Raw genomic sequence first — 26,048 nt, 5'->3', positions numbered from 1 at the left:
TCCTAACTTTTAAGGCTTATTTGTTTGCTTTTTGTGGTGTTTTCCACAAATTCCACACACTTCTCCACAGAATTTGGCCGCCCTCATCAGCTCATCCACCACGCGCCCAGGGGATATGCCCAGGCGCTCAGCCTCGGCCTCCAGGTGGTAGGCTGTCTGCGACGATACGCGGATGGTGATTTTCTTTCGGTGCTCGCTCATGCCTCGCCTCCGCCAGTAGGCCGGAGGTAGCCATTTTCAACGGCCATGGCCCGGATTTTGCGGATGGTGGCGTCGCTGACCCGCAGGCCGGTGTCGCTCCTGGTAGCCAGGCTGTCAATAAAGCCGTTGATGACTTTCTCAAGCTCATCCTGCGAGATGACGATGGGCTGGTTGCGGGCCTCCAGCTCATCCAGGTAGGCACAGAGCTGAGCGTCGGTCATCTTCCGCACCCGGATTGCCCGGTCGTGCTGCTCCTGTTCAAAGCCGGTCCTCCGGCAGCTTCGCTTCTTCAATAGTTCTCCCTCCAGTTATTCTCCGTCTACCCGCACCATACCCTCGGGGTACTCCTGAATGAGAGGGCCGCCCCACAGGTCTTTCAGACTGTTTTTCATAAAGACGGGGACCCCGGCAGACTGAGCAACTTCCGTGATGGCCGCTACCCATTCCCGCTTCGGCTGCTTTCGCTTGCTCCCCGGTCCGGTCATGGCTCCGATGATGACCCAAAGAGGCTCACCGAGCCGCCGGAAACCGGCGCAGTCATCCGCGCTGAACGGCTCCAGCAGCGGCTCGATGCTCAGGAACGTGTTGACGCAGGAAGCTCCAAAGTATTCCGTCTCAGGGCCGGTGATCGTGGTCCCGTACCAGAAGTTCCGCTCCATGGGGAGCTTCCCGGCATGGCCCATGTCAAGATACCTCTGCGGGTTCTTGGTGAGGAACAGGTAGGTATGCTGCGGCGCTCGCTTGCAGGCAGCGAAGACATCCTCAATCCAGATGTCCGGCACCCACTCCCCAAACAGGTCTCCCATGCTGGAGACGAATATCCGCGCAGGCGTCTTCCGCTTCTCAGGATAGTCCATGGTGTAGGCGTGATAGGTGGGGGCAAAGCCCTTGGGGTACGGGGTGGAGCGCACAGGCTCCCCGTTTTCGTCGCAGAGCTTGGTAGGCTGCTCCACGTAGTAGCACCCGGTCCCCTTGGGCAGTACCTCCAGCGGCTCAATGATGGGCCGCTCGCAGGGGTGCGGGCCAAACCTGGACACCATGCGCCGGGCGTAGCAGTATTCGCACCCGTGCTTACACCCCGTTACAGGGTTCCATGTGTGGCTGCACCACTCAATGTCGGTCTTGTGAATATTCATAGGTCAGTTATTTCCTTTCCCTGAGCCAGCCGCACCGCATATTGCAGTCAGAGGAACAGGAGGCGCAGCAATCGTATGGCTCCGAGCAGTAGGCGGCGGCCCCACAATGCCCGGTCGGGCTTTTCCCCGTGATGCACTTCCCGTTCAGCGGCCCTTTCTCAGTTTCGGCCTCGCCGCCGCCCGGCTTCACAATGTCAAATAGGCTGCATTGGTTCTCCATCATCTTCCGGTCGGCCTCTTCCTGCTTTATCTTCCGCAGGCAACAGGGACCGTACCCATCCCGCAAGCCCTGGGAGGATGTCAGCAGACCTCCACACCGCTTGCACCGGCGGGCGGGGATGGTGAACACTTCATCGTGCATAGGCTACACTCCAAACGCGATTAGAATAGACAGGGCCAGCATACCCGCAGATGTAACCTTTGCGCCGTTGCTCCGGTCATTCATGGTCTTGCCCCCAAAGGCGTAGCAAAAGCCAGTGAATGTAATCAGGATGAAGAGGGTCCACGTAAACAGCAGCATCGTCATTCACCCAGCAGCTCACAAAGGTGCTCCAGCTTGGCAATCTCCATGTCGGTGTTGTCACCGAAGATGACGTGGAGCTGGTTCAGCATGATTTCCACGTCGGCCCTCTCTTCGGAGATCGCCGCCAGGATTTCCGCCTCATCGCCCTGCTCATGGTCCTTGAAGCGCAGATACTTGAGTAGGGCCTTTTGCAGCTCGCTCATCTCTTCCACCGCCATGAGGATTTGAGCGCTCTCCCCGAACTGCTCCACGGCCTGCTCATAGAGGGCCATTTCCGCTTGCTCCGGCGTCTCATCCACCCCAGGCTGAGGACCGTCGGCGGGCCGGATTTCCGCCGCTCTCTTCTTGTCCTCGGCGTCGAGGATAGATGCCAAGATGTCAGATTTCAGAGTTAAAGCCGGGCGCACACCCCTGCGGCCGTTGCACGCGCTGTAGCTGTTGAGGCTCCCGTCCGAGCTCACGTAGCGCACGAAAGAGGTCCCGGAACTCTTCGGGGTCCCGTCCGGCGTGATGAGCCAGCGCCAATGCTCCGGCGCGGGGTGCAGATCGCGGGTCTGCCGGTATTCTTCGGCGGTGAGCATCGTTACCTTGTCCAGACAGTTTCCGTAGTCCCGGAGGCCGTCATCGGCGGTCAGGTCGCGGTAGGTGGGGACGATGGCGTCTTTCAGGCCGGGGCATTCAGCGATGAGCTTATCCAGGAACTCGCCGTTGAGCTGCTTCCGCAGGCTCGCCTTGTTCCAGTCGTTGCAGTCGTTCTCATCAAAGGGGGCCTGGAAGACGTCTTCGGTGGCCTCGCAGAAGTGGAGATCGGAACAGTCCGGCGTCGGCGCCGGGGTGGTCCGCAGCACAATCCAGTCCAGACCGGCCACGTGGAACACGTCTCCGTACTTGAAAGTCCTCTTTTGCTCTTGCATGGTAAATTCCTCCTGATTTTTATTTCCCCGGCTTCTGGCCGTGGGCTGTCTGTGGCGGCTTGACCTGTCCGCACCGGGTCGGGTGGTTCAAGCAGGGGTTCTTGCAGTTCTTATCCCGGTAGCCGCAATCGGCGCAGCAGATGTTACCGTGCCGCCGGTCGCAGTTGAAGATATTGCATCGGCGTGGATATGTTTTCTGCATGGCGTCTCCTTTCATGGGTTCGCCTCGTAAAACGCCTGAGCGAATCCAGGCGGGGTGATGGCTCTGAAATCGGCATCGCTTTTCGGTTTGGCCCACGCAAGCTGAGGGATAAGGGACTGAGCCGATTTGTGTAGGTATGCAAAATTTGGTTTCCCTCTTCCCGGCCTTGTGTATAGGGGCAGCTTGTCAGGTACGTCCTCCCACCGCTCATATAGCTTTTTCGGCGGGGTGAATGTACCCCAAAGCTCGGTTCTCTTGGTCCAGGGGTCTCCGTACTCCCATGGCTGGAAAATCATTGTAGACGGCCCCATGTATTCCCGCAGATGTCCAACGGGGTTTTCCATGGCCCACCATTCAGGACGGCACTTTTCAATAATTCTCAGACAGGCCATCACGACTTTCAGGCCCTCTTCCGGGTTCCGCGCCCGCGCCTCTGCCTTGCAGTTCAAGACCGAAAACTCCGTGCATGGAGGGGCCGCAAGAACGCCGTGGACTTTTTGGGGCGGTTCGTAAGTCAGTACATCATAGTCCGGTAGGGTTATGTTTCTAACGTCGTACCCCCCCCCCGCTACATACGGCCTCGACCAGCTACCGGAACCTCCGCATAGGTCGAGGATGATTTTCTTCTCGCTCACCGTCTACCTCCCAAAGTAGATGCCGCAGTCCTCGCAGCAGATGACGTCGGCTCCCTGTTCAAATTCGGCCTGGTAGATGTACCCCTGCCCGTAAAGGTCCGAGTGTTCGCCGCTCAGGACGTCCCGTGCGGTCTCCCAGGCCCGCGCAACGGCGTGGGCCTCTCCAGGGTTTTCAGCCCGGTCCGGCCACACTACGCCGGTCCAGTAGAAGCGCCCGTACTGCCGGTAGGCCGTGAGCACTTCCTCCACGGTGTCCGGGAAGCGGTCATCCTCCATCCGGTTCAGGATGACATCGCCCACACGATGGCGGCACAGGTCGCAGCAGGCGTCACCGCCCGCCTCCTGGTAGATCGCGCAGGCCAGCATCTCAACCTCTTCCTCGGTCCAGCCGAAATAGGGCGAGACAGTGGGGACCGGCGATGCGGTGAGGGTAGGCGTCGGGTCCAATACCTGGACCGGATGCGCCGCCGTGTCCTCTTGCTCATCAAAGGCCGCGCCTCTGGCCTGCCCCGGCGTAAACAGGGCACTCACGAACACCAGGGCGCACAGGGCGCCGCAGGCAAGGGTTATCGTCCGTTCTTTCACTTGTTCCATCCTCTCCGTTCATAGAATTTTTCTTCGTTCTCGTAGGCTTCCTCTACGGTTTTAATGCCACAGTCCCTAAGATTTCGCATGACGCTCTCAATGTACCCCCAAAAGAGCTTCCCGCGCTTCCGGCCCTGTTCAAAGGCGTAGCCCAGCAGCTCCTTGTTTTCCTCCGGGAACGATATAGACCACTCATCTGTTTCCTCATCATGGTACTGGACCATGATCTGGAAGAACGTCCGCTTCTCATCGTATGGTCCAGGGGTCTTGCCTGGAAAGAACTCTGCCCACAGGTGGGCGGTTGTCTCCGCAAGCTCCACCCCCAGGGCCTCCGTGTAGCCGAAATAGCTTGTCGGGTCCTCTTTGAACTCTGCCAGGAAGTCTCCCTCCAGGTCATCCGGGGGCGGCTGCCAGCCCTCCATCTCTTCCACTGAGCGGAGATGGTAGGTGCTGGGCCGCCCCTTGATGCCAGGGGTGAAGTCCAGATAACCGCCGTCTATAAGCTCCTGTCGGGCGGATATGGCAGTCCGTTTTGCCGTGGTGTTTATCATCGTGCATAGCCTACTGTTGTCCAATGCGAAGTGCTCCGGCCAACGCAGGCTATTGGCTAAATCCATCAGCTTGTACCATAGGAGCTGCGCGGCCATGGATAGAGGGGTCCGCCTCATGCGGTTGGCGAAAGCTCGGTGCTCCATGATGTACCTCAGGCGGACCCCTCCTTTCCGTGGATTTGAGGCCGCCCGGCCTCATGGGTTTCACTCCATCGTTACAGAGCTACCGTCTTCGCCGCCGGTCACGATGATATTTTGACTGAACCGCGCTTTCATGGTCGGGTCATGGGAGATAGCCAAAATCCGCATATTGGGGTTTCTGGCCGCCATGTTCACCAGCGCGTCCGCGTAAGCCTCCGTCCCGTCCGCGTCCAGGAAGGGCGGCTCGTCGATGAAGAGCATACCGAGCTGGACGCCCGCCCGCCGTGCCTTGACGTCGGCCAGGCCCAGGGTGACGGCCAGGGCAATCTTGACCTTTTCGCCGCCGCTGTGGGACTGATAGGGCCGGTTCCCGCCGGTGATGGTGTTAATCCAGACCTCCAGGCTGTTGACTACCGTTTTCGTGCTCTTCTGCTCGCGCTCGGTGCGGATGTCAACGGCCATGCGCCCGCCGGTCATGGCGGCCAGGATGTCGTTGCTCTGCCTCATAATCTCCGGGACTACGCCCCGGATAATCATGTACTGAATACCGTCCAGGCCAAAGGCTTGAGTGAGCACCGTGTAGTCATTCAGGGTGGCCGCCGCGTCCTCGATGTCCCGCCGGAGCTTTGCCGTCTGAGCTTCGGCCTCGGAGATCGCCTCCAGCTTGGCCTTGATGACCCCGCGCTGGGTGGCAAATTCGGTGAGGCTCTTCCGGCGGCTCTCCAGGACGGCCCGCAGGCCCTTAACGTCCCCAGGCGCTTTCGGTGCTCGCTGCCGGATGTCCTCGGCCTCCTGGTGCGCGGTGATGACTTTCCGGGTCAGCTCTGCAATCTCCAGGCGCAGGCGCTCAAGCTGCGGCTCCAGGGCGTCGGCGGTCGCGCCGGCCGCTTGGCAGTCGGCCAGATGTCCGGCGATGGGTTCATCGTCTTCGATGCTCTTCTGCGCGGCCTGGTACTCGATGACCGCCAGCCCCAGGGCCGCCCGCTCCGCGTCAATCTCCACAGTCCGCTCCTTGGCGTCCTGGGCGGTCTGCTCGGCGGTCTGGATGGAGGCGGTGATTTCCTCCAGCTTCGCTTCCGCCGCCGCGATCTGCGGCGCGATGGCGGTCATGGTCCGGTAGGTATGCTCCTTGGCCTCCAGCTCTGCTAGGTCCCCCGACGGATTGCCCAGGGCCTCATGCGCTGCCAGGGCCTCTTCATAGGCTTTCGTCAGCTCTTCATACCGGGCGCGGTCCTCCGCTTTCATGGTCTCCAGGGAGTAGGACAGCTCCGGGATGGCGGCCTGAGCCGCCACAGCGGACACCAGGAACTTGCAAGTAGCGGTCTCCGGCACGGGGCAACCGCTGTCGGCCAGCTTCCCGGCCTCCGCCTGGGCCGCCGCAAGGCGGGATTGCAGCTCCCCGATGCGGACCCGGCTGTCTGCCAGGTGCTTGTCCTTGGCCTCCCGTGCGGCCAGCAGCGCCTTGGTGGTCTCAAAGGACTTGGCAAGCCGCTCCTGAGCCTCCGCTTTCGCCGGGGCCAGGGCGTCAAGCGCGGCCTGGGCCGCCTCCACGTCTGGCTTTCTGCCGATGATGTCCTGATACTGCCGGAGCTTTCTCCGGGCCGCCTCCGCGTCCAGCTCCGCCTTGCCGATTGCTTCCCGGAGGCGGGCCAGCTCTTTCAGCAGCTCCTTGTCCCGGTCCACCTTGGGGGAGAGGTCCTGGAGTTTGGCCCGTGCCGCCTTGACCCTCTCAGCGGCGTCCTGGGCGTCTCTGAGGCCGTTTGCAAGGTGGCGGGCGTCCTGGTATTGGCCCTCCAGCTTCTCCAGCTCCAGGGCCTTTCTGTCGCGCTCCCGGTCATATTCCTTGGCCTGGGCGTCCTTGTCCTCGGCCTGCCGTATCACTTCGGCAAGCAGGGCCTCGGCACTCTCCAGCGCCCGGATGTCCGCCTCGCCGGATGCTACGTCATGGACAGCTTCGTCCATCTCTTCGGACAGCACCATGTCCTCATCCAGCAACTCATCCTTTTCGCTGATCTGCTCGCCCAGGACGTTGATGCGCTCCTTGAGGGCGGCGATGGCGCGGCGCTGCTCCGTAGCGGACGCCTTGGCGATGTCCCCCATCCTGCCGTAGATGTCCAGGCCCAGGAGCGCGGACAGGACCTCCATGCGCCGGTCGCTGTCGGCGTCCAGGAAGAGGCCGTAGGCGTCCTGCCGGATGAGGGCGATACTGCAAAAGGTGTTGCAGTCCATACCGAGCAGCCGCTCAATGCGGGCCTGGGTCAGTTTCATGGTGGTGTCGCTCTCATCTGCCCAGGCGTCCCCCTCCGGGTTCCACCGCTGGAGGGCCAGGGTACCGCGCCCGCTCTTGGTCCTGGTGCGGATGACCCGGTAGTCCTGCCCGCCCAGGGCAAAGGTAAAGGTGATGCTGCCGCTCTTCGTCCCGTCGCGGACCCAGCCGCCGATGTCCTCTTTCCGGGTCTGCTCATAGAGGCAGTCCGCGATGGCGTCCATGAAGAGGGAGGACTTGCCGACACCGTTCTGGCCGTTCACCATTGCCATGTGTACCGGGGAGAAGTCAAAGGCCGCCTCCGTGTAGCTCCGGTAGTTCTTGACCTCAATCGTCCGGGGCATAAATGCTCCAGCGTGTTTGCTGTCCTCGCGTCCATCGTCGGCCTGCTTGATGATCGGCGCGGCCAGCTCCATGAGGCGGGCCGCTTTCTCGCCTGTGATGTCGTTGGTCTCCAGCCAGCGTGACAGGCACTCGGCGGGGCCGTCGTGCTCCGTGAGCTGGTCCTTGGCGTCCAGGGCCTCCACGTCATCCGGGATAATCTCGGCCACATAAAACGCGCCAGCGTCCATCAGGCGCTTTTGCAGCTCGGCCCGGTTAAAGGCTTTTTCCTGCTCCAGTGTGCAGGAATACCGGACCCGGACCACGCGCCCCTCCACGTCCCCAGGATTGAGGGTGCCGCTGGAGATGAAGTCTGCCACGTCCTGCTGCTTCATCGTCACCGTCCGGTGTACTCGCTCCGGGGTGCGCTGGAACTCCGAGACAACGCTCCGGTCCCCGTCTGAAAGCTGGTGCAGCCAGAAGCCGTGAGCGGTCCCCTCATCGTTGAAAGTGAGCTGGTTCACGCTCCCGCAGTAGTAGGCCGGTGTGGTGGAGCTGAGACGCTGGGGCTTGTGGATGTGGCCGAAGCAGGCCAGGTCCACGCCCGCCGCGTCGATGGTAGCCGGGAGGACCACCACATCCTGTCCAGCAAGGAACGTGCTGCCGTTGTCTGCCTCGCTCCCGCTTACCGTGTAGTGAGCCGTGAGAATGGAGGGGAGGCTCCTGTCCAGCTCCGTAGCCAGCCCCAGGATGATGTCGTTGACAAGGGCGGTGGCGTTCCGGTTCTCCGTCTCCTTGTCGGCGCCGGGGCAGAAGAGGCGCAGCCGCGCCTTGTCGAAGCCGGGGACGGCCATAATCTGGACCGGCCCCTCCGATGTCACCAGGCGTTCCACCCTCGGCTCGGTGTAAATGTGTAGGTTCTTGAGGTCCGGCGTTGCCTTGCGGATGACCTCAAAGGCGCGGGGGTTATCATGGTTCATCGTGCCGAACAGCAGCACCACCGCGTCGCTGTACTCGCACAGAGGGACGATGAAGCGGGAAATGGCGTCGTTGACGTCATCCAGGGCGGTATCGGCCCACACGCGGGACCGATTGAAGAGATCGCCCGCGATGATGGTCACGGTCGGCCCCTCCGTCCGGGCCTTGTTCACAATGGCGTCCATGCACCGCAAGGTGTCTTGGCGGCGCAGATTTGCGCCGTCCTTGGTGGGGCCTGCCAGGTCCCCCAGGTGAATGTCGCCGGTGTGCAGTATCTTAATCATGGCCTTTCGCCTCCTCATCCTCTCGCTTCTGCGCCCTCGCGCCGTCCAGGTAGGCCGCCCAATAGCGGGCATCGTCAAGGTTGTAGCCGCTCTCTTCCTCCAGCCGCTTTTCCGCGAACTCAATAACCGTCATCTCCGCGCTCCTTTCATCTTCTCCTGACACTCAGGGCAGAGGACCCGCCCATAGGTGCGCTGACTATACCCGGCAATGTCCTCCGCGCTCCACTTACGGCCATTCCTGCTCTGACCGCCGGTAATCTCCCGGCGGCACTCCGAACAGAACACGCCCTGCGGCTCCGGGTCCGCCCAATCCGGGGCAGCTCCGTACTCCGGCGATCTGCTCCAGCTATCCTCCGGCTCTTCCGGTGCCTCATCCCAGGGCATAGGCCCCTCATCCTCGTAGGGGGTGACGGTCTCGGCGGCCTGCGCCGCCGGGAGGCTCGCCCTGGACGCCTGGGTGGGCATCTCAAAGAGCATACCCATCGACTGGAGGTAGTTGCTCGCCACGGCCTGCTTGATTTCCGGGGCGTCCAGGTTGGGGACCACGCGGGCCACGACAAAGGGCTTTTTCAGTTCCTCGTAGGCGTAGGTCCCGGCCAGGCCCAGGGCGGCCCGGATAGCCCGCATAAAGGCTTTGCTCTCAGCCATGGCGGTGCGGTGGGGGAGGAAGCGCCTGAACTGTTGACCGTTGGCTCCGTCTTTCATCCCGGCGGCCTCCAGTGTGCAGTCAATCTCCTTGGTGGCTTTCATCAGCCGGAAGCCGCCGGACGGCTCCGGGACCCGGATAGTCACGGTGACAGCTACGTCGTGGACGTGCTCACAGGTGCCGCATACCCTGGGCTTTCCGGTGGCCCGTGCCATTTCAATGCACCGCTGGCAACCCTCGGTCCGCTCGGTGGCGGTGTCCACGATGCTGATGTTGGCCGCCGCAGCCAGCTTCATGCCGCCTACCTTGGTGATGGCAAAGGCGCTGCTGGACTTCTCGTAGTAGATGTCCTTGCTCGGCCCCCGGTTGGAGCTGTCCTGCCGGACGTCGAGCTGGACCTCGGAGACGGTGATCCGCTGGAGGTTGCTCGCTACCTGCATGGTGGTGACGGGGACCAGGACGTTGTACTTGTCCTTGGGGTACTTGTTGAGTTGGACGATGGCATTTTCCATATTGGGTAATCTCCTTTCGGCTTGACAGGGCCGGTAGGAATGTGCTACAATAACTCCAGGTTAGTTATTTTCGCGCTTGGCCGCTTCCCGTTGCACCGGGGGCGGCCTTTTCCTTTCCTAAGCCAATCAAGATGATGTCGTTGATACTCTCTTCCAGCTTCCGCAGGAAGTCCAGGGCCTCCATGAAGTCGGTCCGCTCGGAGGCATCTATCACGCCGTCAAAGGCGATTTCCTCCAGGCGGTCGGCCACGTCTTGACCGTCCTCGATGAGCCGCCGGACCCTGAGCGTCGCATGTGCAAGAGGGCGGTCGGTGGCCGTTCTCCCGATTGCCCGTCCTACCGGACAGGTAGCGCAATACCTGGGTAGGATGTCCGGGCTTTGGTAGCACTCTGCATAGACCAGGGCGTCTTCCGGCTCCATCTCCACGTCGCCGCGCTCATGGCGTCCTATGGTCTCCGGCGAATACGGAACAACGGTTGACGCCGTTCCCCGGCTGACAAATCCAGCCCTCATCCTTGCCTCCCGCAGATACGCGGGGGGCTTTTTTGTTGCTGCGATAGCCACTCTCATTCACCCGCTTTCTGGTATGATTTTGGTAGATGGTTCAGACCTGGGGCGCGATGCACTTCAACCGGCGGGCGGCTCTCATGGCGTTGTCGGTCAACTGCCGCTGCCATGCCCCCTGCGACGGCGCCCACCGGAAGCCCTCTCCCTTGAGTTCAGTTCGGATGTCCGCGTCGGGTTTCCCATCGAAGATGATCTGGAGGCGGTTCTCCGCGGTGTTCACCACGACCCGGCCCCCGTCGAACTCCCAGCCCTNTGGTAGATGGTTCAGACCTGGGGCGCGATGCACTTCAACCGGCGGGCGGCTCTCATGGCGTTGTCGGTCAACTGCCGCTGCCATGCCCCCTGCGACGGCGCCCACCGGAAGCCCTCTCCCTTGAGTTCAGTTCGGATGTCCGCGTCGGGTTTCCCATCGAAGATGATCTGGAGGCGGTTCTCCGCGGTGTTCACCACGACCCGGCCCCCGTCGAACTCCCAGCCCTCCGGGGTGTTCTCGGTCCGCTTCTTGAGTTCTGCGATCCGGCCACGGATGCGCCGGATATTGGCGTTGTTGTTCTGGAGCGCGTAGGCCGGATAACCGATGCGCCCGCAGAAGTCCGGCGCTCTGAGCTTGGCGATGTCCTCCGGGGTGTAGCCCAGCTCCGCGAGCTTGGCGTCTCCCTTGGCCGGGTCTTTCATACGGATGGCGGCGTTGGCCGCTTTCATCATCTCCTGGTTCTTCTCCAGGGCGGCGAGCTTCGCCTCCAGCTTCTCCACGGCCTGCGGGTCATCGGAGCTGATACCGCCGGTGCCGACGCTGCGGATTTTATCAAGCAAGCCCTGGATGTGCTTCCACTCTTCGAGCCTGCGCTCTTCGGCCGCATTCTGCTTCTTTTTCTTTTGAACTGGGAAGTTCGCTCTGCCAGATACCAGCATAGAGGGGCAGCGGGCGGCAATGGCATACTTGTCATTCAAATTTTCTGCCAATTTCCGACAGTAGAGGTCAAGAAGCCGGTCGATTTTCTCATGGTACATGGGGTCCACGCGCTTCTTCTGGCGCTCGGCCAGCTCGGTAGCCTCATCCACCTGCCTCCGGTATGAAGCCGTGGCGCTTCCCTCGCGGTAGGTATAGTGGCTGTTTAAGTCGTTGGCGGTGCGGGCGGCCTCTTCATTGATGGTGTAGTAGCTCATTTCTTCGCGGCTCCTTTCTTAGTCTTCACAATGCAGATCAGGGCCTCGCTTCGCCACATATCGTAGATGTCCTGGAGCTTGTTGGCGTTGCGGTAGTTCCGCATACTGTCATAGCGCTTCTTAGCCTCTTGCGGGGTATCGTACTCAAAGACCATGTTCTTTTTCTCGCTGTCCGCGAGGAATGCCTTGAGCGCGGTTGTCTCTTCGCTGTCCTTACGGCTATTCTTCCGCTGGGGAAGCACTTGCAGATTGTAGGTTATTTTCACGCTTATTCCTCCTATGCCGAGTACACAAGATGGTCCTCGGTGATGATGTCTTCCCAGGTCATGCCGTCCGTGCCTGGGATGGGGTCATCCAGGCTCACGGTCTTAATGCGCCTGGATTGCTTGCGCTGCTCGTTGCCGATTGCACTCCGCATGGCAGCACAGGCGATGGTGGTAAACTCATAACGGTAAAGGTCCGGGCGGGCAAACCACCGCTTCACAGCCAGCAGATAGCCGAACACGGCAACATCGAGGTATTCATCCACCGGGAGGCCCCGATGTCTGACGTACCACTCCACAAGCCGGTAATGCTGCTCGGCTACGCTCCGTTCCGCCGGAGACAGGGTCGTGAGGGTCTGACGCCTGCACATAGTACCCCCCCCCGCAGCTTCGCTTCATCGTTTCGGCCCCCTCTCAGCAGTAGATCGGGTCCTTGCCACGGGGGACGGTCTCGCCCTGGAAGCAGCAGCCGCAGAATTGCCAGATACCGTTAGGCCACTCTCCGGCCACACGCTTGAACGTGTAGTAAGTAGGCCGGAGCCGCCCGGTCTCCGGGTCCTCCCGGTGGGAGTACGGTTCGCCCATCTGAGCGCACCGGGCGCTCATCGAGGCCGGAGGCAGACAGTCCATGGCGTCATCCACAACGGCCTGCTCCACATAGTCGCCTATCTTGGCCTCGGAGTAGTTGAAGTTCTCCTGGGTGAAGATCGGCTTGCCGTTGTACTTGGCCGGGCGGTCCTGGCAGTCGCACCGCTCTCCGGGGTCAAGCGCCGCTCCGCAGCGGTCACACTTGTAGGTCCACATGATTTTTTCTCCTTTCCTTGACCGGTCCAGGTTTTCAGCTCCCAGCCGGTGAATACCAAGATTGCCGCGCTCGCGGGGATTGAAAAAGCCCCGGCGGTCTGGATTTGAAGCTGGATAACATCAATCATCAGTAGAATGAGGCGGGCCGTCACCATGGCCGCAAGGCAGAGGACGGACAGCCGGTAGTAGGCGCGGGCATAGCTCCGGCGTCTCTTGCTCTTCTCCATGGCTACGCCCCCCGTCTCACGGGCGCGTTCAGCTCATCCAGGCCGTAGCGCTCATGGAAATACCGCTTGATGACGCGCCCGTCACAGGTGCATTTGCCCTGGTCCTCCAGCTCGCGGTTGAGGCTCTTGATGACCTTGTAGCTCTTGGACTTGGAGTAGCCCAAAATCCGCATCACGTCCTCCACGAAGTAGAACATATCGCGGGCGGTCTTGAGGGGCTTCGTCGCCATGGGTCATGCCTCCTTTTGCTCGTAGTTCGCCATGTACTCCCGGACAATGGGGATGAGCTGGTGGCCCGCACAGCGGCCCGTGGTGGTCTCGATCAGCGTCGTGTACTTGACGCCGGACCGCTCGGCCAGCTCTTTCACCGTCATTCCGGTCTGTGCGGTGAAGAGCCGGACCTCAATGCCGAAGTCGGTCTTCGGCTTAACTCGGTTTGCCGTTCTCATGCTTGGTTCCTCCTTGTGTCTAATTTATACGGCTTGTTTTTTGGGTGGTTTTGGTATATACTGTTACCAGGTGTCCCGGCGCGGAATGAAGATAAAATCTCCATCTACCGGGTCGCAGGGTTCACCGTCAAAGGCGTTGCCCTGCTTGGTGCAGATGTCCGGTTTCCGGCCAGCTCGCGGGTCCACGTCCACCAGGAGGCGGCCCGTTCCGTCATCGTAGACCGGGCGGCTCCAGCTATCTCGGCCACGGTGGAAGATGGGCAGCAGTCCGCAAGTGTGGGGGTGGTAGGCCACGCCCACGGCGTTCTCCAGCTTTCCAGCCGGCGTCCCGTAGATGCTTTCCCCGTTGGGGGTCAGCAGGGACAGCATCTCCGACATCGCGGCCCCGTCCCGGACGTGCCAGTAGGTGATCGGGGCGGCGTCGCAAACGACGCTGCGCCCTCCCGACCGGATGCGGATGACTTCGCACCCACAGTTCTTGCACTTCATCGGTATCAACCTCCAATCGCGGCCCGCTCCGGCGCACCGGACAGGCGAGTTGTCGGGTCAAATTGCTTGCCGTCCTGGTAGCCCAGGGCGCGGTAGGCGTCGCGCCAGCCGCCGGTCTTCTCCTTGCCGAAAGATGTCTTCTTGCCCATGTCGGCCATGTTGTCATCTACGGCCTTGGGGACCACCATCACAAGGCCCCATTCCTGGTGCTCTTCTTCCTGCTCGCGGAAAGCAGCCGCCACGCCACGGGTGAAGCCCCATCCGTAGGCGTTGCACTTCTCACGGTAGGTCCCGGACGGGTCGCTGGGGTCCCGCTTGATGTTGGCCTTGATGGAGGCCATCACGCAGTCGTAGGCGTAGAGGAAAATCCTCTTTGCAATCTCGAAGTCCTCTTCCAGCCCCACCAGGCCAATCCTGTTCGTCTTGCAGCCAGCGCCCCGGTTCCGGTAGGCCCGGCAGCAGTAGTGCTCCGCGATGATAGCGGAGAGGGAGACGGCCCAGGGGTTCGTCATAGCGGTGCAAGTGACGTCCAGGACCTCCCGGATGACTTTCACCTTGTCGGCCTTAACGACCTCTTCCGGCCTGAGCTTGTGCTCAGCCATGAGTTCGCGGGCCTTGAGCAGCGCGGCCTTGGCCTCGTTCTCATTCGGGCTTTCTGCCAGGGCCAGCAGCTTAGCGATTTTGTCCTTGATGTTGGTTGCCATTTGGTTAGCTCCTTTCGCACTTGGCCGCCGTTGCACCGGCGGTTTACGGCCTCTTGGTGTTGTAGTCCTTGAGCCTGATTTGGAGGGTGATTTCCTGCTTCCCGATGACCGCATACTCCAGGCGGGCTTCCAGAACTCCGGGGGACCCGTGCAGCTCCAGCCACCGCAGGCTCTTTGCGGTTCCGATGGTCTTAGGTCCCTCCTTGACGGTCACGGGAATATCATCGCTCGCCGCTCCGATGCAGCAGAGGAAAGACAGGACGCTTAGCCTCTTAGCCAACTTCATTCTCTCCTTTCAGCCATTCCAGGCACTCGGCCTTGGTTCCAAACTCTTCCGTCCAGGCATGGCCGGTGCTGTTGTCAATCCCGGTCCAGGTGCCGCCGGCCTCTCCCACCAGGAAGAGGCCCAGCGGCTCATACCGCCCGGTCTCAAAGCCGGAGGCCAGCAGATCGGCGGCCTCGGCCTGGGTGATTTCCTGCGGCTCCATGGCGTCTACTCCTTGTGGGCCGCCCGGTACGCCCGGTTCCGGGCGGTGAGGGCCTGGAAGAACTGCTTGCCGTTCTCAATCCCGCCCAGGATGCAGTCAAGCTCCCGCTCACAGGCCGCCTGCTTGTCTGCGTCGCCGCTCAGAAAGTGGGCCGCGATTTCGGCGTCCAGCTCGCACAGCCGCATTTCCGTTTCATAGTCAATCTCGGTGCTGCTCAAGGAGTAGATGTCGGTCTCAGTGACATCCACCCACCGGACGCCCTTGTAGACCTTGCCGGTAAACCGGGTGACGATACCGTCAATCTCGGCTTCCTGTTCCTGCATAGCCTTGTTGACCGCGCAGCAGGCGAAGCTATTTTCCATGCCGCTGTCCCGCATGGCCTCGCAAGCGCCGATGAGCTGCTGGTAGCAGTTCCAGGCGATGCGCCGGTCATCATGGGTTTCCTCGAAGCTCTTGAGGATGTCCGCGTACTTGTGGGTGAGGACTTCGCGGTGCAGATCGTACTTGTTGCGTTCCATAGGTCAGTTATCCTTTCCGCCGGTTGCACCCGGCCTTGTGGCTTCGGGATGGTCCAGAGGTTGCCGTTCGTACCGCCGTTACCGCCTGCCGGTCATCCCCGGAGCTATGCCCGCTTCCGACCCGGCTTTCACTGCCGCTTCCTGTTTTATCCTCTGGCCCGTTCCCTGGGCCGTTTGTTTTTGGGTTTTTACCTTATTCCTTTGGCTTGATTATATTATACCACATATGCGTGTTAAGTCAATAATATTAGCAAGCGAATGTGAGAAAATTTTTACCTTATTTTTTGGGTATTTTGTATTCCAGATTGGAGGTGTCTGAATGACGATTTGCGAGCGACTGTTTGAAGAGCTTGACCGGCGCGGCCTGACGGCCTACGGTCTTTGCCGACACCTCGGAGTGGCTACAAGCGTCACTACTGGATGGAAACAACGTGGGACGGACCCGCCTGCAAAATACGTGGTACGCATTTGCGAGTTTTTGGGGTGCTCAATCAGCTACTTCCTGACCGGCAGCGACACGGAGCCAGAAACAAAAAAATCGCCCGCCCCCGGAATATCCGAGAACGGGCGAGAGATGCTGGAGCTTTACGAGAAGCTGCCGGAACGGGAGCAGATACTCTTGATAGGCCGCCTCCAGGAAATGACCGCGCCCCTGCTGGGCGAAGTCAAAAAGGGCGGAACCACCGAGGCCGCGTCCTCAAGCGGACGGGCCGTGTAATCTACGTCGATTTCAGGGGGTGATACCATGCAGAAGATAAGCCCGCAGACCGAGGCGCGTCTATCGGCCGGCGTCCAGAAGTTCCAGCCTATCCTACGCCGCGCCCAGCTTGCGGGCCGGAATGAGAGCGACACGGTAATGATAATCACGGACATTCTCTGTGAGGTCTTCGGCTATGACAAGTACGAAAACATCACTTCCGAGCTGTGCATCAAGCAGCAGTTTTGTGATCTGGCCGTCCAGCTCAACGGCAAAGTCCGCCTGTTGCTGGAGTGCAAGGCGGTGAGCGTGGCCCTCCGGGATGTCCACGTCTCCCAGGCCACAGGCTATGCGGCCAGCGCGGGGATTGATTGGGTGGTGCTCACCAACGGTATCACCTGGAGAATATACCAGGTCCTCTTCGGGAAGCCGGTGGAGACGGTGCTTGTCTGCGAGTTCAACTTCTGCGAGCTGAATGTGAACCGGCCAGAGGACTACGCGCCCCTCTACGCGCTGAGCGTCGAGGCTTTCCAGGAAGAGGGCAACGCGGCCCTGTCCCAGCTCTACGCCCAGCGCCGGGTCCTCAACCGCTTCATAGTGGGTCAAGTCCTCTTGAATGACTGGATGATTGGGACCATTCGCCGCTCCCTGGAGCGCCACTACCCAGGCGTGAAGATGGATGACGGGGAGGTCCGGCGCATACTCCGGGAAGAGGTCTTCCGCCATGAGATCGTCGAGGGACCCCAGGCAGAGGACGCCCGCCGGGACGTGGACGCCGCCAACGCCCGGATGCGGGCCGCGCAGAAAGAGCGTCGGAAATAGCCTGTTGAAAACTCTGTGGAAAAGCTGTTGAAAACTGGACCACCGAGAAAGCGGCCCGGAAAATAGGGTATCAATTGATACCGCATTTCAGAAAATAGGGTATCAATTGATACCGCAAACCCAAAAAATGTGGTATCAATCAGCACCCCATAATAAGACAGTATGTATATAAGACTTAGTAATTATAATATTCCTCTATGCGCGTGCGCGTGCGCGAATAGAGCGTACATCGGTATTGGAGGTTGTGAACTGTGGAAAACTTGCCTATCGGCTATCTGAGCTGTCGGAGCTGCGGCTCCATCGAAAACTGCGCGGACCTGGTCTCCGGCCTCTGCCCTGTATGCCGGAGGGAGAGGGCAGCCCACCTTGCCCAGCTCCAGAGCGACTACCAGGAGGCGCTGCAAGCCGGGGACCCCGCCGCCTCTGTGGAGATCGCCCAGCTCATCCGGGACTACCAGCAGTCCGAGGGCGTCCGGCTCAAGAACGTGCCAGAGGCCTACCGGGTCTCCTGAAAAGGGGCCTGTGCGTATTTGGCCCGTGGGAGGTCCTATAAGCGCTTCTCCGTTCTGGGGGTCCTGGTATATTCATAGACCCCCTATCGTGGCTCCTGGGCCGTCCTGCACCCGCTCTGGCATGAATTTGGGAGACTTCCGAAAGGGTGATTGAAATTCCAGCATACAAAGACGAACTGAGGAACACATGGTACGCGTCGTTTTACTACACCGACTGGCAGGGCAAGCGACGCCTCAAAAAGAAGCGGGGCTTCCAGCGCAAGAAGGACGCCCAGGCGTTTGAGGAAGAGTTCTTGCGGACCCGCGCCCGGAGCTGTGACATGACCTTTCGCTCTTTCGCAGAAATCTACCTGGGGGACATGGAGCCGCGTCTCAAGCGGACCACCATGCAGAACAAGCGGTATCTCATCGAGCACCGGGTCCTCCCGTTCTTCGGGGACCTCCCGCTCAACGAGATTACCCCGGCCCACGTTCGCAAGTGGCAATCGCAGCTTCTCGCGGACAAGGTGGCCCCGACCTATGCAAAGACCATCAACAACCAGCTTTCGGCCATATTCAACTACGCCTGCAAATACTACGGCCTGGGTATCAATCCGGCCCGCCTCGCCGGTAGCGTGGGCAAGAAAGACGCCCAGGAGATGTCATTCTGGACGGTGGAGCAGTTCAACCAATTCATCCCCCACGTCAAGAAGCTGCCCGCCCGGACCGGCCTATCGGTTCTGTTCTGGACCGGCCTGCGGATAGGGGAGCTGCTGGCGCTCTGCCCGGAGGACATCGACCTGGAGGCCCGGACCCTTACCGTCCGCCGGAACTTCCAGAGCGTAGAGGGCGAAGAGGTCATAACGGACCCAAAGACCCAGCGAGGCCGCCGGGTGATACCGCTGCCGGAAAAGCTGTGCGATGAGATACGGGCCTATGAGAACGCCCTATACGACCCCCAGCCGGATGACCGGCTATTTCCGTTCACGAAGCACTATTTCCGGCGGGCGATGCTCAAGGGGTGCGCGGAGGCCGGTATGGACCCAATCAGGCTCCATGATCTGCGTCATTCCCACGCGGCCCTACTCATCCACCTGGGGACGCCTATTCTGCTGGTGAAAGAGCGCCTGGGCCATGAGGACATACAAACGACGCTGCGGACCTATGGGCACCTGTACCCCACCACCAGCGATGAAGCAGTCAAAAAGATGGATGATTTGATGCGTTAATGCCAAAGTAATGCCACAGAAACAGGAAAAGCCCCGCAAACCCTTGATTTATCAGGGCTTGCGGGGCTTTTGTACTTTATTCCCACTCGATGGTGGCCGGGGGTTTACTTGTGATGTCGTAGACGATGCGGTTGATGCCCTGGACCTCATTGACGATGCGGGTAGAGATCCTGTCCAGTACGTCGTAGGGGATTCGGGCCCAGTCGGCGGTCATGAAGTCGCTGGTGGTGACGGCACGGAGGGCCAGGGTATAGTCATAGGTCCGGCCGTCACCCATGACACCCACCGAACGGGTGTTGGTGAGGACGGCAAAATACTGGTTGATGGAGGCACCCAGGCCGGCAGCGGCGATCTCCTCCCGGTAAATGGCATCGGCGTCCCGCAGGCGGTCCAGCTTGTCCTTGGTCAAGTCTCCGATGACCCGGATGGCCAGGCCGGGACCGGGGAAGGGCTGACGCATCACCAGATATTCCGGCAGCTTCAGCTCCCGACCCAGCTGACGGACCTCATCCTTGAACAGCAGACGCAGGGGCTCGATGATCTCCTTGAAGTCAACGTAGTCGGGCAGCCCTCCTACATTGTGGTGGCTCTTGATGACGGCGGCATCTCCGGCTCCCGACTCGATCACGTCTGGGTAGATGGTGCCTTGGACCAGGTAATCCACCCGGCCGATCTTCTTGGCCTCCTCCTCAAAGACCCGGATGAACTCCTCGCCGATGATCTTCCGCTTGTGCTCCGGCTCAGATACCCCGGCCAGCTTGATGAGGAAGCGCTGCTCCGCGTCCACGCGGACGAAGTTGATGTCCCACTTGGAGAAGGCGGCCTCCACCTCGTCTCCCTCATTTTTCCGCATGAGGCCGTGGTCCACAAACACGCAGGTGAGCTGACTGCCCACCGCCTCGGCCAGCAGGGCCGCGGCTACGGAGGAGTCCACTCCGCCGGACAGGGCCAGCAGCACTTTCCCGCCGCCGATCTTCTCCCGGATCTGAGCAATGGCGGTCCGGCAGTAGTCCTCCATAGTCCAGTCGCCCTTGGCGCGGCACACCTCATAGAGGAAGTTGTGGATCATGTCGATGCCGTGCTGGGTGTGGTTGACCTCGGGGTGGAACTGGACCCCATAGAAGCCCCGGGCCTCGTCCGCAATGGCCACATTGGGGCAGCTGTCGCTGTGGGCGGTGAGAGCGAAGCCGTCAGGCACCTTGGCCATGTAGTCCCCGTGGCTCATCCAGGAGATACCCTCCTGAGGCAGGCCCTTGAAGAGGGGAGAGGTGGTGTCGTAGTAGGTCTGGGTCTTGCCGTATTCCCGAGCGGAATCGTCCTGGGCCTCGGTGACCTGGCCGCCCAGGGTGTGGGCCATGAGCTGGCAGCCGTAGCAGATGCCCAGGATGGGCACTCCCCAGGTGAAGATCTCCGGGTCCACGTGGGGGGAGGAATCCAGATACACACTGTTGGGGCCGCCGGTGAAGATGATGCCGATGGGGTCCATGGCTTTCAGTTGGGAAAGGGGCGTGGTGCAGGGCATGACCTCGCAGTACACATTGCACTCCCGGACCCGGCGGGCGATCAGCTGATTGTACTGGCCGCCGAAGTCCAGAACGATGACGGTCTGATGGGACATAGACTCATCCTTTCTTCAGTGAGTAGATTTTACAGAAATTTCACCAAACTTCCCTTGTATCCCCGGGAAAAGAGGAGTATGCTGAAGGCAGACAGAGGGAAAGGAGATGATCATATGATGCAATTCCAGGAAAACAGCCGGATCGACCTGGAGGACCTGCTCTACGACGGACAGGAGCCTGCGGTCAGCGAGCGGTAAAGGGGCCCCCTGCAAGGAACCACACCACTTTGGTGTGGGTTTTTTGTTTTCAGCAGACAGACCTATGATATATCCGGACAGAAAAACAGGCTGTCCTGTATCTGAAATTCTGCCGCAGAAAATCCGGCATCCTGATATGTATCGGTTTTATGGTCATAGATGTGGTAATGAAATACGATGCGGTAACAGCCATCCGGAAAGCCGTCTCCGTAATGCTGGGGCAGCTGGGATATGGAGGTCCGGCCGCCCGGTTCTAAAGTGTAGGACTCTGCGGTGACACCGTAGTTCAAATCTGTTTTCCACGGAACGCCATACCACAGACCATCCAAAAGGACTTCTAGACCCGCGCTGCCGGAATTCCCGTGTAAAAGGGCGTCATTGCTTTGATTGGAGACGCTCCATTCCAGGGTATGGCCTGCAGGGGAAGAGAGAATCATGGGGACGTCTGCTCTGGGCGTCCCCAGGGAACCCTCCGGCAAAAACCGGCAGTCCCACTGACCTGACAGAAGGGCAAGCTCACGAAGGCAGGGGAGAGAGGACATGCCCTCCCTGGTATGGGTGTCAACAGAAAGCTGCTCCCAAAGAGAGGAAAGGTCCAAATCAGTGGAGAGGACCCGGCCGCTGTTATCGATCCAGAGACCGTCCCATACAACGGCATCAAAGTCTTTGCGGACACCAGCGACAGAGAGACCATACACGGGCTGGGAAGCATCAGCATGCTGCTGAAGCTGAGCGGGCCGAGCCCCGGCTGTCAAGAGTGTAAAATGAAATTTCAGCATGTCCTGCCATGTATAGATCAATTTCTGCTGGGTCGTTTCACCGTTGTAGGCAGTAAGAGTGACACTCTGGCCGGGCCAAATAAAGGGAAGCGCGAAAAAATGCCTCCAAATCAGAAGACTGGCCAGCAGGAGCAAGACGATTGCGGAACGAAACCGGCGCGCAGACTGAAAGAACTTCATGGCAGGCACCTCCGTTTTTGTGTTCTGCCTTATGAGACGATCCAAAAACAAAAAAGTTCCATAGGAGGCGGGGAGGTCCGTCAGGGCATCTCCCCGGGCCCAAACGGGCCCGGGGAGATGATGGTCAGATCTGCGTGATGTCGATGGGGGTAAGATCCTCGCTGCGGCTCTGCTGACGGACAGTGAGGATGGCCCGGGCGGTGTCGATGGCGGTGATGCAGCCCACGGAGTGCTCCACCGCAGAGCGGCGGATGCGGAAGCCGTCGGTGTCGTGCTTGCGGCCCTTGGTGGGAGTGTTGATGATCAGGTCCACGGTGCCGGAGGCGATCATATCCAGAATGTTGGGGTGGGCCTGAGAGACGCGGTTGACCCGCTTGCACTCGATGCCCGCCTCCTGGAGCACGTCGCAGGTGCCGGAGGTGGCAAAGAGCTCGATGCCCATCTCTTCAAAGCCCCGGGCGATGCCCACGATCTCCTGTTTGTCCTCGTCCTTGACAGTGATGATGATACGGCCGCCACGCTTGGGCGCCTTCAGACCGGCCCCCTTGAAGGCCTTCAGCAGGGCCTGAGGGAAGGTCTCGGCCAGTCCCAGCACCTCGCCGGTGGACTTCATCTCCGGGCCCAGGCCAGTGTCTACATCAGTGAGCTTTTCGAAGGAGAAAACCGGGGCTTTGACGGCGTAGTAGTCGGCTTCCCTGTAGATGCCGGTGCCGTACTCCAGGTCCTTCAGCTTCTGGCCCAGCATCACTTTAGTGGCCAGATCGATGATGGGCACGCCGGTGACCTTGGAGATATAGGGGATGGTGCGGGAGGAGCGGGGATTGACCTCGATAACATAGATGTCGTCGTTATAGAGGATGTACTGGGCGTTGATCAGTCCAATGACGCCCAAGTGCTTGGCCATGTTCTTGGTGTGCTTCAGGATCAGCTCCCGATGCTTGTTCTCCAGGTGGAGGGGGGGATAGACCGCGATGGAGTCGCCGGAGTGGACGCCGGCCCGCTCCACATGCTCCATGATGCCGGGGATGAGGATGTCCTCCCCATCGAACACGCCGTCCACCTCCAGCTCCCGGCCCATAAGGTACTTGTCGATGAGGATGGGATGCTCCTGAACGGTCAGGTTGATGATCCGCATGAACTCCTCGATGTTCCGGTCGGAGTAGGCGATCTCCATACCCTGCCCGCCCAGTACGTAGGAGGGCCGGACCAGCACGGGGTAGCCCAGCTCATTGGCCGCCTGAAGGGCCTCCTGGGTGGTAAAGACGGTGCGGCCCTTGGCCCGGGGGATGGCGCACTTCTCCAAAATCTCGTCAAAACGCTCCCGGTCCTCGGCGGCGTCCACGCCGTCGGCAGAGGTGCCCAGGATCTGCACCCCCATCTCAGTCAGCGCCTTGGCCAGCTTGATGGCGGTCTGTCCGCCGAACTGGACCACGGCGCCCCAGGGCTTCTCCAGCTCCACGATGTTCTGCACATCCTCGGCGGTCAGCGGCTCGAAGTACAGCTTGTCCGCCACATCGAAGTCAGTGGAGACGGTCTCGGGGTTGTTGTTGATGATGATGGTCTCATAGCCCATGCGGCGGAAGGCCCACACAGAGTGGACAGAGCAGTAGTCGAATTCGATGCCCTGGCCGATGCGGATGGGGCCGGAGCCCAGAACCAGCACCTTCTTCTTGCCGGAGCCGTTGTCCACCGCCTCGTTCTCTCCGTCATAGGTGGAGTAGTAATAGGGGGTCTCGGCGTCAAACTCGGCGGCGCAGGTGTCCACCATCTTGAAGGAGGGGATGATGCCGTACCGCTCCCGCAGGGCCTTCACCTGGGCCTGGGTCATGCCGCACAAGGTGCCGATATAGCTGTCGGCGAAGCACATCTCCTTGGCCCGCTTCAGGGTGTCCATATCGGGCTCACCCTTACAGCGGGACAGCTCGTTCTCCATGTCGATGATCCGCTGGAAGCCGTCCAGGAACCAGATGTCCATCTTGGTGATGTGGTTGATCTTCTGGGGGGAGAAGCCGCGGCGCAGGGCCTCGGCCACCACAAAGAGACGCTCGTCGGTGACCTGGACCAGCAGGTCCTCGATCTCGTCGGTGTACAGGCCCTCCAGCTTGTCCAGCTTCAGGGCCCGCACGTTCAGCTCCAGGGAGCGGATGGCCTTCATCAGCGCGCCCTCGAAGGAGTTGGCGATGGCCATGACCTCGCCGGTGGCCTTCATCTGAGTGCCCAGGGTACGGCTGGCGGTGGTGAACTTGTCAAAGGGCAGGCGGGGGATCTTCAGCACGCAGTAGTCGATGGTGGGCTCGAAACAGGCGGTGGTCTTGCCGGTCACCGCGTTGGGGATCTCGTCCAGGGTGTAGCCCAGGGCCACCTTGGCGGCCACCTTGGCGATGGGGTAGCCAGTGGCCTTGGAGGCCAGGGCAGAAGAGCGGGACACACGGGGATTGACCTCGATGACTGCATACTCGAAGGAGTCCGGGTTCAGGGCGAACTGCACGTTGCAGCCGCCCTCGATCTCCAGGGCGGAGATGATGTCCAGGGCGGCGGAGCGGAGCATCTGGAACTCCCGGTTGGCCAGGGTCTGGGTGGGGGCCACCACGATGGAGTCGCCGGTGTGGACGCCCACGGGATCGATGTTCTCCATGGAGCAGATGGTGATGACGTTGCCGGCGGAGTCCCGCATGACCTCGAACTCGATCTCCTTCCAGCCGGCGATGCACCGCTCGATGAGCACCTCGTGGACCCGGGACAGGTTCAGGCCGCGGTCGCAGATCTCCCGCAGGGAGACCTCGTCGTAGGCGATGCCGCCGCCGGTGCCGCCCAGGGTATAGGCGGGGCGGACGATCACAGGGTAGCCGATCTCGTTGGTGAAGGAGACGGCATCCTCCACGGTGTTGACCACCTTGGAGGTGACGCAGGGCTGGCCGATGGACTCCATGCAGTCCTTGAAGCCCTGGCGGTCCTCCGCCTTGTGGATGGAGGCGGGGCTGGTGCCCAGCAGGCGCACGCCGTACTTCTCCAGGGTGCCGTTCTCATACAGCGCCATGGCCAGATTCAGGCCGGTCTGGCCGCCCATGTTAGGCAGAAGGGCGTCAGGACGCTCCTTCTCAATGATCTGAGTGATGGAGGGCAGGTTCATGGGCTCGATATAAACGTGGTCGGCGATGTCCTTGTCCGTCATAATGGTGGCGGGGTTGGAGTTGATCAGGACGACCTCCAGGCCCTCCTCCTTCAGCGCGCGGCAGGCCTGGGTGCCGGCATAGTCGAATTCGGCGGCCTGGCCGATGACGATGGGGCCGGAGCCCAGCACCAGGACCTTCTTGATATCGGTGTACTTCGGCATTACTTGGCACCTCCCATGGAGTCGATAAAGCGGTTGAAGAGGTATTCCGTATCCTTGGGGCCGGCGTTGGCCTCGGGATGGAACTGAGTGGTAAAGCAGTTGGGGCGCTTGTACTTCAGTCCCTCGCAGGTGCCGTCGTTGACGTTGATGTGGGATACCTCGGCCACGGCAGGGTCCACCGTGTCAGAGAGGACCATATAGCCGTGGTTCTGGCTGGTGATGAACACACGTTCCTTCTCCAGGTCACGGACGGGGTGGTTGCCGCCCCGGTGGCCATAGGCCAGCCGGCCTGTCTTGGCGCCGGTGGCCAGGGCCAGAAGCTGGTGGCCCATGCACACGCCGAAGATGGGGATGGTGCTGTCATAGAGCTTGCGCAGCTCAGCGATGATCTCAGTGTTCTCAGCGGGATCACCGGGGCCGTTGGAAAGCATCACGCCGTCAAAGCCGCTGGAGAGCACCTCGCTGGCGGGGGTGTAGGCGGGCAGGGCCACGACCTTACAGCCGCGGCGGCGCAGGCACTCGATGATATTCTGCTTCACGCCGTAGTCCATCACGGCCACCAGGTGCTTTTCCTCGCCATAGGCGTCAAACACCTCGGGCTCGGTCCGGGTCACCCTGCGGATGGTGTCTTTCACCTCATAGGAGCGCAGCCGCTCCATGACCTCGGCCACATTAAAATGCTCCGCACAGGTGAGCATACCGTTCATGCTCCCCTGACTGCGGAGTATTTTCGTCAGTGCCCGGGTATCCACGCCCTGGATGCCGGTAATGTCGTATTGTTTCAGATAGCTGTCCAGTGTGTCCTCACAGCGGAAATTACTCCCCTGGGGAGACAGATGGCGGACAACAAGGGCCTCCACCCAAGGGCGGCGGGACTCGTTGTCCTCGTGGTTGACGCCGTAATTGCCAATGAGGGGATAGGACATCACCACGCCCTGTCCAGCATAGGAGGGGTCGGTCAGGATCTCCTGATAGCCGGTCATGGAGGTGTTGAACACCATCTCACAGATCCGGTCGGAGGTGCCGCCGATGCTGGTCCCGGAAAAAACGCTTCCGTTGGCCAGGATCAAAGTCGCTTTCATCAATTCTCTCACACGCCTTCCGTTCCAGGTTCTCATACGCATTGCT

The 26,048-nt window shown here is 60.7% G+C and carries 32 protein-coding genes; 4 read left to right on the top strand and 28 right to left on the bottom strand.

What is annotated here, in order from left to right; genetic code table 11:
- Positions 1–9 precede the first annotated feature (9 nt).
- The 24 genes from BN1969_RS14815 to BN1969_RS14705 all read right to left on the bottom strand — a co-directional run bounded on the left by BN1969_RS14815 (position 10) and on the right by BN1969_RS14705 (position 15,572).
- Entirely contained in the window at positions 10–201 is a 192-nt protein-coding gene (locus BN1969_RS14815; RefSeq protein WP_021750497.1) for a hypothetical protein, read from the bottom strand.
- A complete protein-coding gene (locus BN1969_RS14810; RefSeq protein ID WP_021750496.1) occupies positions 198–494 on the bottom strand; it encodes a hypothetical protein in 297 nt (98 codons plus the stop codon). Before BN1969_RS14810 ends, BN1969_RS14815 begins: the two co-directional genes overlap by 4 nt.
- Before the next feature lie 15 nt (positions 495–509).
- Positions 510–1,337, bottom strand: coding sequence for a DUF5131 family protein (locus BN1969_RS14805; RefSeq protein ID WP_021752045.1), 828 nt, complete (start codon positions 1,335–1,337; stop codon positions 510–512).
- A gap of 7 nt (positions 1,338–1,344) precedes the next feature.
- Positions 1,345–1,698 (bottom strand): hypothetical protein, encoded by a 354-nt coding sequence (locus BN1969_RS14800; RefSeq protein ID WP_021750494.1) that lies wholly within the window; start codon positions 1,696–1,698, stop codon positions 1,345–1,347.
- Between the two features lie 3 nt (positions 1,699–1,701).
- Positions 1,702–1,863: a hypothetical protein gene (locus BN1969_RS18090; protein ID WP_021750493.1), complete on the bottom strand. Its 162-nt coding sequence runs from the start codon at positions 1,861–1,863 to the stop codon at positions 1,702–1,704.
- Complete coding sequence (locus BN1969_RS14795) at positions 1,860–2,774, bottom strand: DUF6273 domain-containing protein (protein WP_050625001.1); 915 nt, start codon at positions 2,772–2,774, stop codon at positions 1,860–1,862. The genes BN1969_RS18090 and BN1969_RS14795 overlap by 4 nt, the downstream gene beginning before the upstream one ends.
- Before the next feature lie 213 nt (positions 2,775–2,987).
- Positions 2,988–3,611: a DNA cytosine methyltransferase gene (locus BN1969_RS18380; RefSeq protein WP_207642599.1), complete on the bottom strand. Its 624-nt coding sequence runs from the start codon at positions 3,609–3,611 to the stop codon at positions 2,988–2,990.
- A gap of 3 nt (positions 3,612–3,614) precedes the next feature.
- On the bottom strand, positions 3,615–4,205 hold the full coding sequence (locus BN1969_RS17640; RefSeq protein WP_021750489.1) for a cell wall hydrolase: 591 nt from the start codon (positions 4,203–4,205) through the stop codon (positions 3,615–3,617).
- Positions 4,193–4,891 carry a DnaD domain protein gene (locus BN1969_RS14780; RefSeq protein ID WP_021750488.1) on the bottom strand — a complete coding sequence of 233 codons (699 nt, stop codon included), beginning with the start codon at positions 4,889–4,891 and terminating at the stop codon, positions 4,193–4,195. The genes BN1969_RS17640 and BN1969_RS14780 overlap by 13 nt, the downstream gene beginning before the upstream one ends.
- 60 nt (positions 4,892–4,951) lie before the next feature.
- Complete coding sequence (locus BN1969_RS14775; protein WP_050624999.1) at positions 4,952–8,737, bottom strand: metallophosphoesterase; 3,786 nt, start codon at positions 8,735–8,737, stop codon at positions 4,952–4,954.
- Positions 8,730–8,870: a hypothetical protein gene (locus BN1969_RS18335; protein WP_021750486.1), complete on the bottom strand. Its 141-nt coding sequence runs from the start codon at positions 8,868–8,870 to the stop codon at positions 8,730–8,732. Before BN1969_RS18335 ends, BN1969_RS14775 begins: the two co-directional genes overlap by 8 nt.
- On the bottom strand, positions 8,867–9,895 hold the full coding sequence (locus tag BN1969_RS14770) for a hypothetical protein (protein ID WP_021750485.1): 1,029 nt from the start codon (positions 9,893–9,895) through the stop codon (positions 8,867–8,869). The genes BN1969_RS18335 and BN1969_RS14770 overlap by 4 nt, the downstream gene beginning before the upstream one ends.
- Before the next feature lie 64 nt (positions 9,896–9,959).
- Positions 9,960–10,409, bottom strand: coding sequence for a hypothetical protein (locus tag BN1969_RS14765; RefSeq protein WP_050624998.1), 450 nt, complete (start codon positions 10,407–10,409; stop codon positions 9,960–9,962).
- 318 nt (positions 10,410–10,727) lie between these two features.
- Positions 10,728–11,630: a DUF8626 domain-containing protein gene (locus BN1969_RS14755; RefSeq protein ID WP_050624996.1), complete on the bottom strand. Its 903-nt coding sequence runs from the start codon at positions 11,628–11,630 to the stop codon at positions 10,728–10,730.
- Positions 11,627–11,896: a hypothetical protein gene (locus BN1969_RS14750; protein WP_050624995.1), complete on the bottom strand. Its 270-nt coding sequence runs from the start codon at positions 11,894–11,896 to the stop codon at positions 11,627–11,629. Before BN1969_RS14750 ends, BN1969_RS14755 begins: the two co-directional genes overlap by 4 nt.
- 11 nt (positions 11,897–11,907) lie before the next feature.
- Positions 11,908–12,264, bottom strand: a complete 357-nt coding sequence (locus BN1969_RS14745) for a hypothetical protein (protein ID WP_050624994.1) — start codon at positions 12,262–12,264, stop codon at positions 11,908–11,910.
- 43 nt (positions 12,265–12,307) lie between these two features.
- Positions 12,308–12,697 (bottom strand): hypothetical protein, encoded by a 390-nt coding sequence (locus BN1969_RS14740; protein ID WP_050624993.1) that lies wholly within the window; start codon positions 12,695–12,697, stop codon positions 12,308–12,310.
- A gap of 229 nt (positions 12,698–12,926) precedes the next feature.
- Positions 12,927–13,154: a hypothetical protein gene (locus tag BN1969_RS14735; RefSeq protein WP_021750479.1), complete on the bottom strand. Its 228-nt coding sequence runs from the start codon at positions 13,152–13,154 to the stop codon at positions 12,927–12,929.
- Positions 13,155–13,157: 3 nt separating this feature from the next.
- Positions 13,158–13,373 carry a toxin-antitoxin system antitoxin component Xre domain protein gene (locus BN1969_RS14730; RefSeq protein WP_021750478.1) on the bottom strand — a complete coding sequence of 72 codons (216 nt, stop codon included), beginning with the start codon at positions 13,371–13,373 and terminating at the stop codon, positions 13,158–13,160.
- Positions 13,374–13,436: 63 nt separating this feature from the next.
- Entirely contained in the window at positions 13,437–13,862 is a 426-nt protein-coding gene (locus tag BN1969_RS14725) for a hypothetical protein (RefSeq protein ID WP_021750477.1), read from the bottom strand.
- A 5-nt stretch (positions 13,863–13,867) separates the two neighbouring features.
- The gene (locus BN1969_RS14720) at positions 13,868–14,566 is read right to left on the bottom strand and encodes a DUF2786 domain-containing protein (RefSeq protein WP_021750476.1); all 699 of its coding nucleotides are present in this window, start codon (positions 14,564–14,566) and stop codon (positions 13,868–13,870) included.
- A gap of 43 nt (positions 14,567–14,609) precedes the next feature.
- Positions 14,610–14,846 (bottom strand): hypothetical protein, encoded by a 237-nt coding sequence (locus tag BN1969_RS18080; protein ID WP_036630961.1) that lies wholly within the window; start codon positions 14,844–14,846, stop codon positions 14,610–14,612.
- The gene (locus tag BN1969_RS14710; RefSeq protein ID WP_021750474.1) at positions 14,839–15,054 is read right to left on the bottom strand and encodes a hypothetical protein; all 216 of its coding nucleotides are present in this window, start codon (positions 15,052–15,054) and stop codon (positions 14,839–14,841) included. The genes BN1969_RS18080 and BN1969_RS14710 overlap by 8 nt, the downstream gene beginning before the upstream one ends.
- 5 nt (positions 15,055–15,059) lie before the next feature.
- On the bottom strand, positions 15,060–15,572 hold the full coding sequence (locus BN1969_RS14705) for a hypothetical protein (RefSeq protein WP_021750473.1): 513 nt from the start codon (positions 15,570–15,572) through the stop codon (positions 15,060–15,062).
- A 319-nt stretch (positions 15,573–15,891) separates the two neighbouring features.
- Here BN1969_RS14705 and BN1969_RS14700 point away from each other — a divergent pair, with 319 nt between their 5' ends.
- From BN1969_RS14700 to BN1969_RS14685, 4 genes are all read left to right on the top strand, one after another.
- A complete protein-coding gene (locus BN1969_RS14700) occupies positions 15,892–16,290 on the top strand; it encodes a helix-turn-helix domain-containing protein (RefSeq protein ID WP_021750471.1) in 399 nt (132 codons plus the stop codon).
- Positions 16,291–16,317: 27 nt separating this feature from the next.
- A complete protein-coding gene (locus tag BN1969_RS14695) occupies positions 16,318–17,091 on the top strand; it encodes a type I restriction enzyme HsdR N-terminal domain-containing protein (RefSeq protein ID WP_021750470.1) in 774 nt (257 codons plus the stop codon).
- A gap of 251 nt (positions 17,092–17,342) precedes the next feature.
- Positions 17,343–17,603 (top strand): hypothetical protein, encoded by a 261-nt coding sequence (locus tag BN1969_RS14690; protein WP_050624992.1) that lies wholly within the window; start codon positions 17,343–17,345, stop codon positions 17,601–17,603.
- Positions 17,604–17,749: 146 nt separating this feature from the next.
- Entirely contained in the window at positions 17,750–18,811 is a 1,062-nt protein-coding gene (locus BN1969_RS14685) for a site-specific integrase (protein WP_227126848.1), read from the top strand.
- 76 nt (positions 18,812–18,887) lie between these two features.
- Here BN1969_RS14685 and guaA read toward each other — a convergent pair whose 3' ends face one another.
- The 4 genes from guaA to BN1969_RS14665 all read right to left on the bottom strand — a co-directional run bounded on the left by guaA (position 18,888) and on the right by BN1969_RS14665 (position 26,002).
- Positions 18,888–20,429, bottom strand: coding sequence for a glutamine-hydrolyzing GMP synthase (guaA, locus tag BN1969_RS14680; protein ID WP_050624991.1), 1,542 nt, complete (start codon positions 20,427–20,429; stop codon positions 18,888–18,890).
- A 260-nt stretch (positions 20,430–20,689) separates the two neighbouring features.
- Positions 20,690–21,586 carry a hypothetical protein gene (locus tag BN1969_RS14675; protein WP_050624990.1) on the bottom strand — a complete coding sequence of 299 codons (897 nt, stop codon included), beginning with the start codon at positions 21,584–21,586 and terminating at the stop codon, positions 20,690–20,692.
- Between the two features lie 124 nt (positions 21,587–21,710).
- A complete protein-coding gene (gene carB / locus BN1969_RS14670) occupies positions 21,711–24,920 on the bottom strand; it encodes a carbamoyl-phosphate synthase large subunit (RefSeq protein WP_050624989.1) in 3,210 nt (1,069 codons plus the stop codon).
- A complete protein-coding gene (locus BN1969_RS14665; RefSeq protein ID WP_050624988.1) occupies positions 24,920–26,002 on the bottom strand; it encodes a carbamoyl phosphate synthase small subunit in 1,083 nt (360 codons plus the stop codon). The genes carB and BN1969_RS14665 overlap by 1 nt, the downstream gene beginning before the upstream one ends.
- Positions 26,003–26,048 lie beyond the last annotated feature (46 nt).

The sequence above is a fragment of the Clostridium phoceensis genome (assembly GCF_001244495.1).
In the GTDB taxonomy this organism is placed as follows: Bacteria; Bacillota; Clostridia; order Oscillospirales; family Oscillospiraceae; genus Lawsonibacter; species Lawsonibacter asaccharolyticus.
Note: the sequence above shows the minus strand (reverse complement) of the source record. Positions and strands in the feature narration are given on the sequence as shown.

Bases quoted from the DNA above. Each gene is read 5' to 3' on its own strand.
- BN1969_RS18090 (WP_021750493.1), bottom strand. From the start codon at position 1,863: ATGACGATGCTGCTGTTTACGTGGACCCTCTTCATCCTGATTACATTC.
- BN1969_RS14740 (WP_050624993.1), bottom strand. From the start codon at position 12,697: ATGTGGACCTACAAGTGTGACCGCTGCGGAGCGGCGCTTGACCCCGGA.
- BN1969_RS14720 (WP_021750476.1), bottom strand. From the start codon at position 14,566: ATGGCAACCAACATCAAGGACAAAATCGCTAAGCTGCTGGCCCTGGCA.
- BN1969_RS17640 (WP_021750489.1), bottom strand. From the start codon at position 4,205: ATGGAACAAGTGAAAGAACGGACGATAACCCTTGCCTGCGGCGCCCTG.
- BN1969_RS14755 (WP_050624996.1), bottom strand. From the start codon at position 11,630: ATGAGCTACTACACCATCAATGAAGAGGCCGCCCGCACCGCCAACGAC.
- BN1969_RS14775 (WP_050624999.1), bottom strand. From the start codon at position 8,737: ATGATTAAGATACTGCACACCGGCGACATTCACCTGGGGGACCTGGCA.
- BN1969_RS14815 (WP_021750497.1), bottom strand. From the start codon at position 201: ATGAGCGAGCACCGAAAGAAAATCACCATCCGCGTATCGTCGCAGACA.
- BN1969_RS14705 (WP_021750473.1), bottom strand. From the start codon at position 15,572: ATGGAACGCAACAAGTACGATCTGCACCGCGAAGTCCTCACCCACAAG.
- BN1969_RS14675 (WP_050624990.1), bottom strand. From the start codon at position 21,586: ATGAAGTTCTTTCAGTCTGCGCGCCGGTTTCGTTCCGCAATCGTCTTG.
- BN1969_RS14765 (WP_050624998.1), bottom strand. From the start codon at position 10,409: ATGAGGGCTGGATTTGTCAGCCGGGGAACGGCGTCAACCGTTGTTCCG.
- BN1969_RS18335 (WP_021750486.1), bottom strand. From the start codon at position 8,870: ATGACGGTTATTGAGTTCGCGGAAAAGCGGCTGGAGGAAGAGAGCGGC.
- BN1969_RS14695 (WP_021750470.1), top strand. From the start codon at position 16,318: ATGCAGAAGATAAGCCCGCAGACCGAGGCGCGTCTATCGGCCGGCGTC.
- BN1969_RS14800 (WP_021750494.1), bottom strand. From the start codon at position 1,698: ATGCACGATGAAGTGTTCACCATCCCCGCCCGCCGGTGCAAGCGGTGT.
- BN1969_RS14735 (WP_021750479.1), bottom strand. From the start codon at position 13,154: ATGGCGACGAAGCCCCTCAAGACCGCCCGCGATATGTTCTACTTCGTG.
- guaA (WP_050624991.1), bottom strand. From the start codon at position 20,429: ATGTCCCATCAGACCGTCATCGTTCTGGACTTCGGCGGCCAGTACAAT.
- BN1969_RS14770 (WP_021750485.1), bottom strand. From the start codon at position 9,895: ATGGAAAATGCCATCGTCCAACTCAACAAGTACCCCAAGGACAAGTAC.
- BN1969_RS14805 (WP_021752045.1), bottom strand. From the start codon at position 1,337: ATGAATATTCACAAGACCGACATTGAGTGGTGCAGCCACACATGGAAC.
- BN1969_RS14700 (WP_021750471.1), top strand. From the start codon at position 15,892: ATGACGATTTGCGAGCGACTGTTTGAAGAGCTTGACCGGCGCGGCCTG.
- BN1969_RS14795 (WP_050625001.1), bottom strand. From the start codon at position 2,774: ATGCAAGAGCAAAAGAGGACTTTCAAGTACGGAGACGTGTTCCACGTG.
- BN1969_RS14780 (WP_021750488.1), bottom strand. From the start codon at position 4,891: ATGGAGCACCGAGCTTTCGCCAACCGCATGAGGCGGACCCCTCTATCC.
- carB (WP_050624989.1), bottom strand. From the start codon at position 24,920: ATGCCGAAGTACACCGATATCAAGAAGGTCCTGGTGCTGGGCTCCGGC.
- BN1969_RS14665 (WP_050624988.1), bottom strand. From the start codon at position 26,002: ATGAAAGCGACTTTGATCCTGGCCAACGGAAGCGTTTTTTCCGGGACC.
- BN1969_RS14730 (WP_021750478.1), bottom strand. From the start codon at position 13,373: ATGAGAACGGCAAACCGAGTTAAGCCGAAGACCGACTTCGGCATTGAG.
- BN1969_RS14725 (WP_021750477.1), bottom strand. From the start codon at position 13,862: ATGAAGTGCAAGAACTGTGGGTGCGAAGTCATCCGCATCCGGTCGGGA.
- BN1969_RS14710 (WP_021750474.1), bottom strand. From the start codon at position 15,054: ATGGAGCCGCAGGAAATCACCCAGGCCGAGGCCGCCGATCTGCTGGCC.
- BN1969_RS14745 (WP_050624994.1), bottom strand. From the start codon at position 12,264: ATGTGCAGGCGTCAGACCCTCACGACCCTGTCTCCGGCGGAACGGAGC.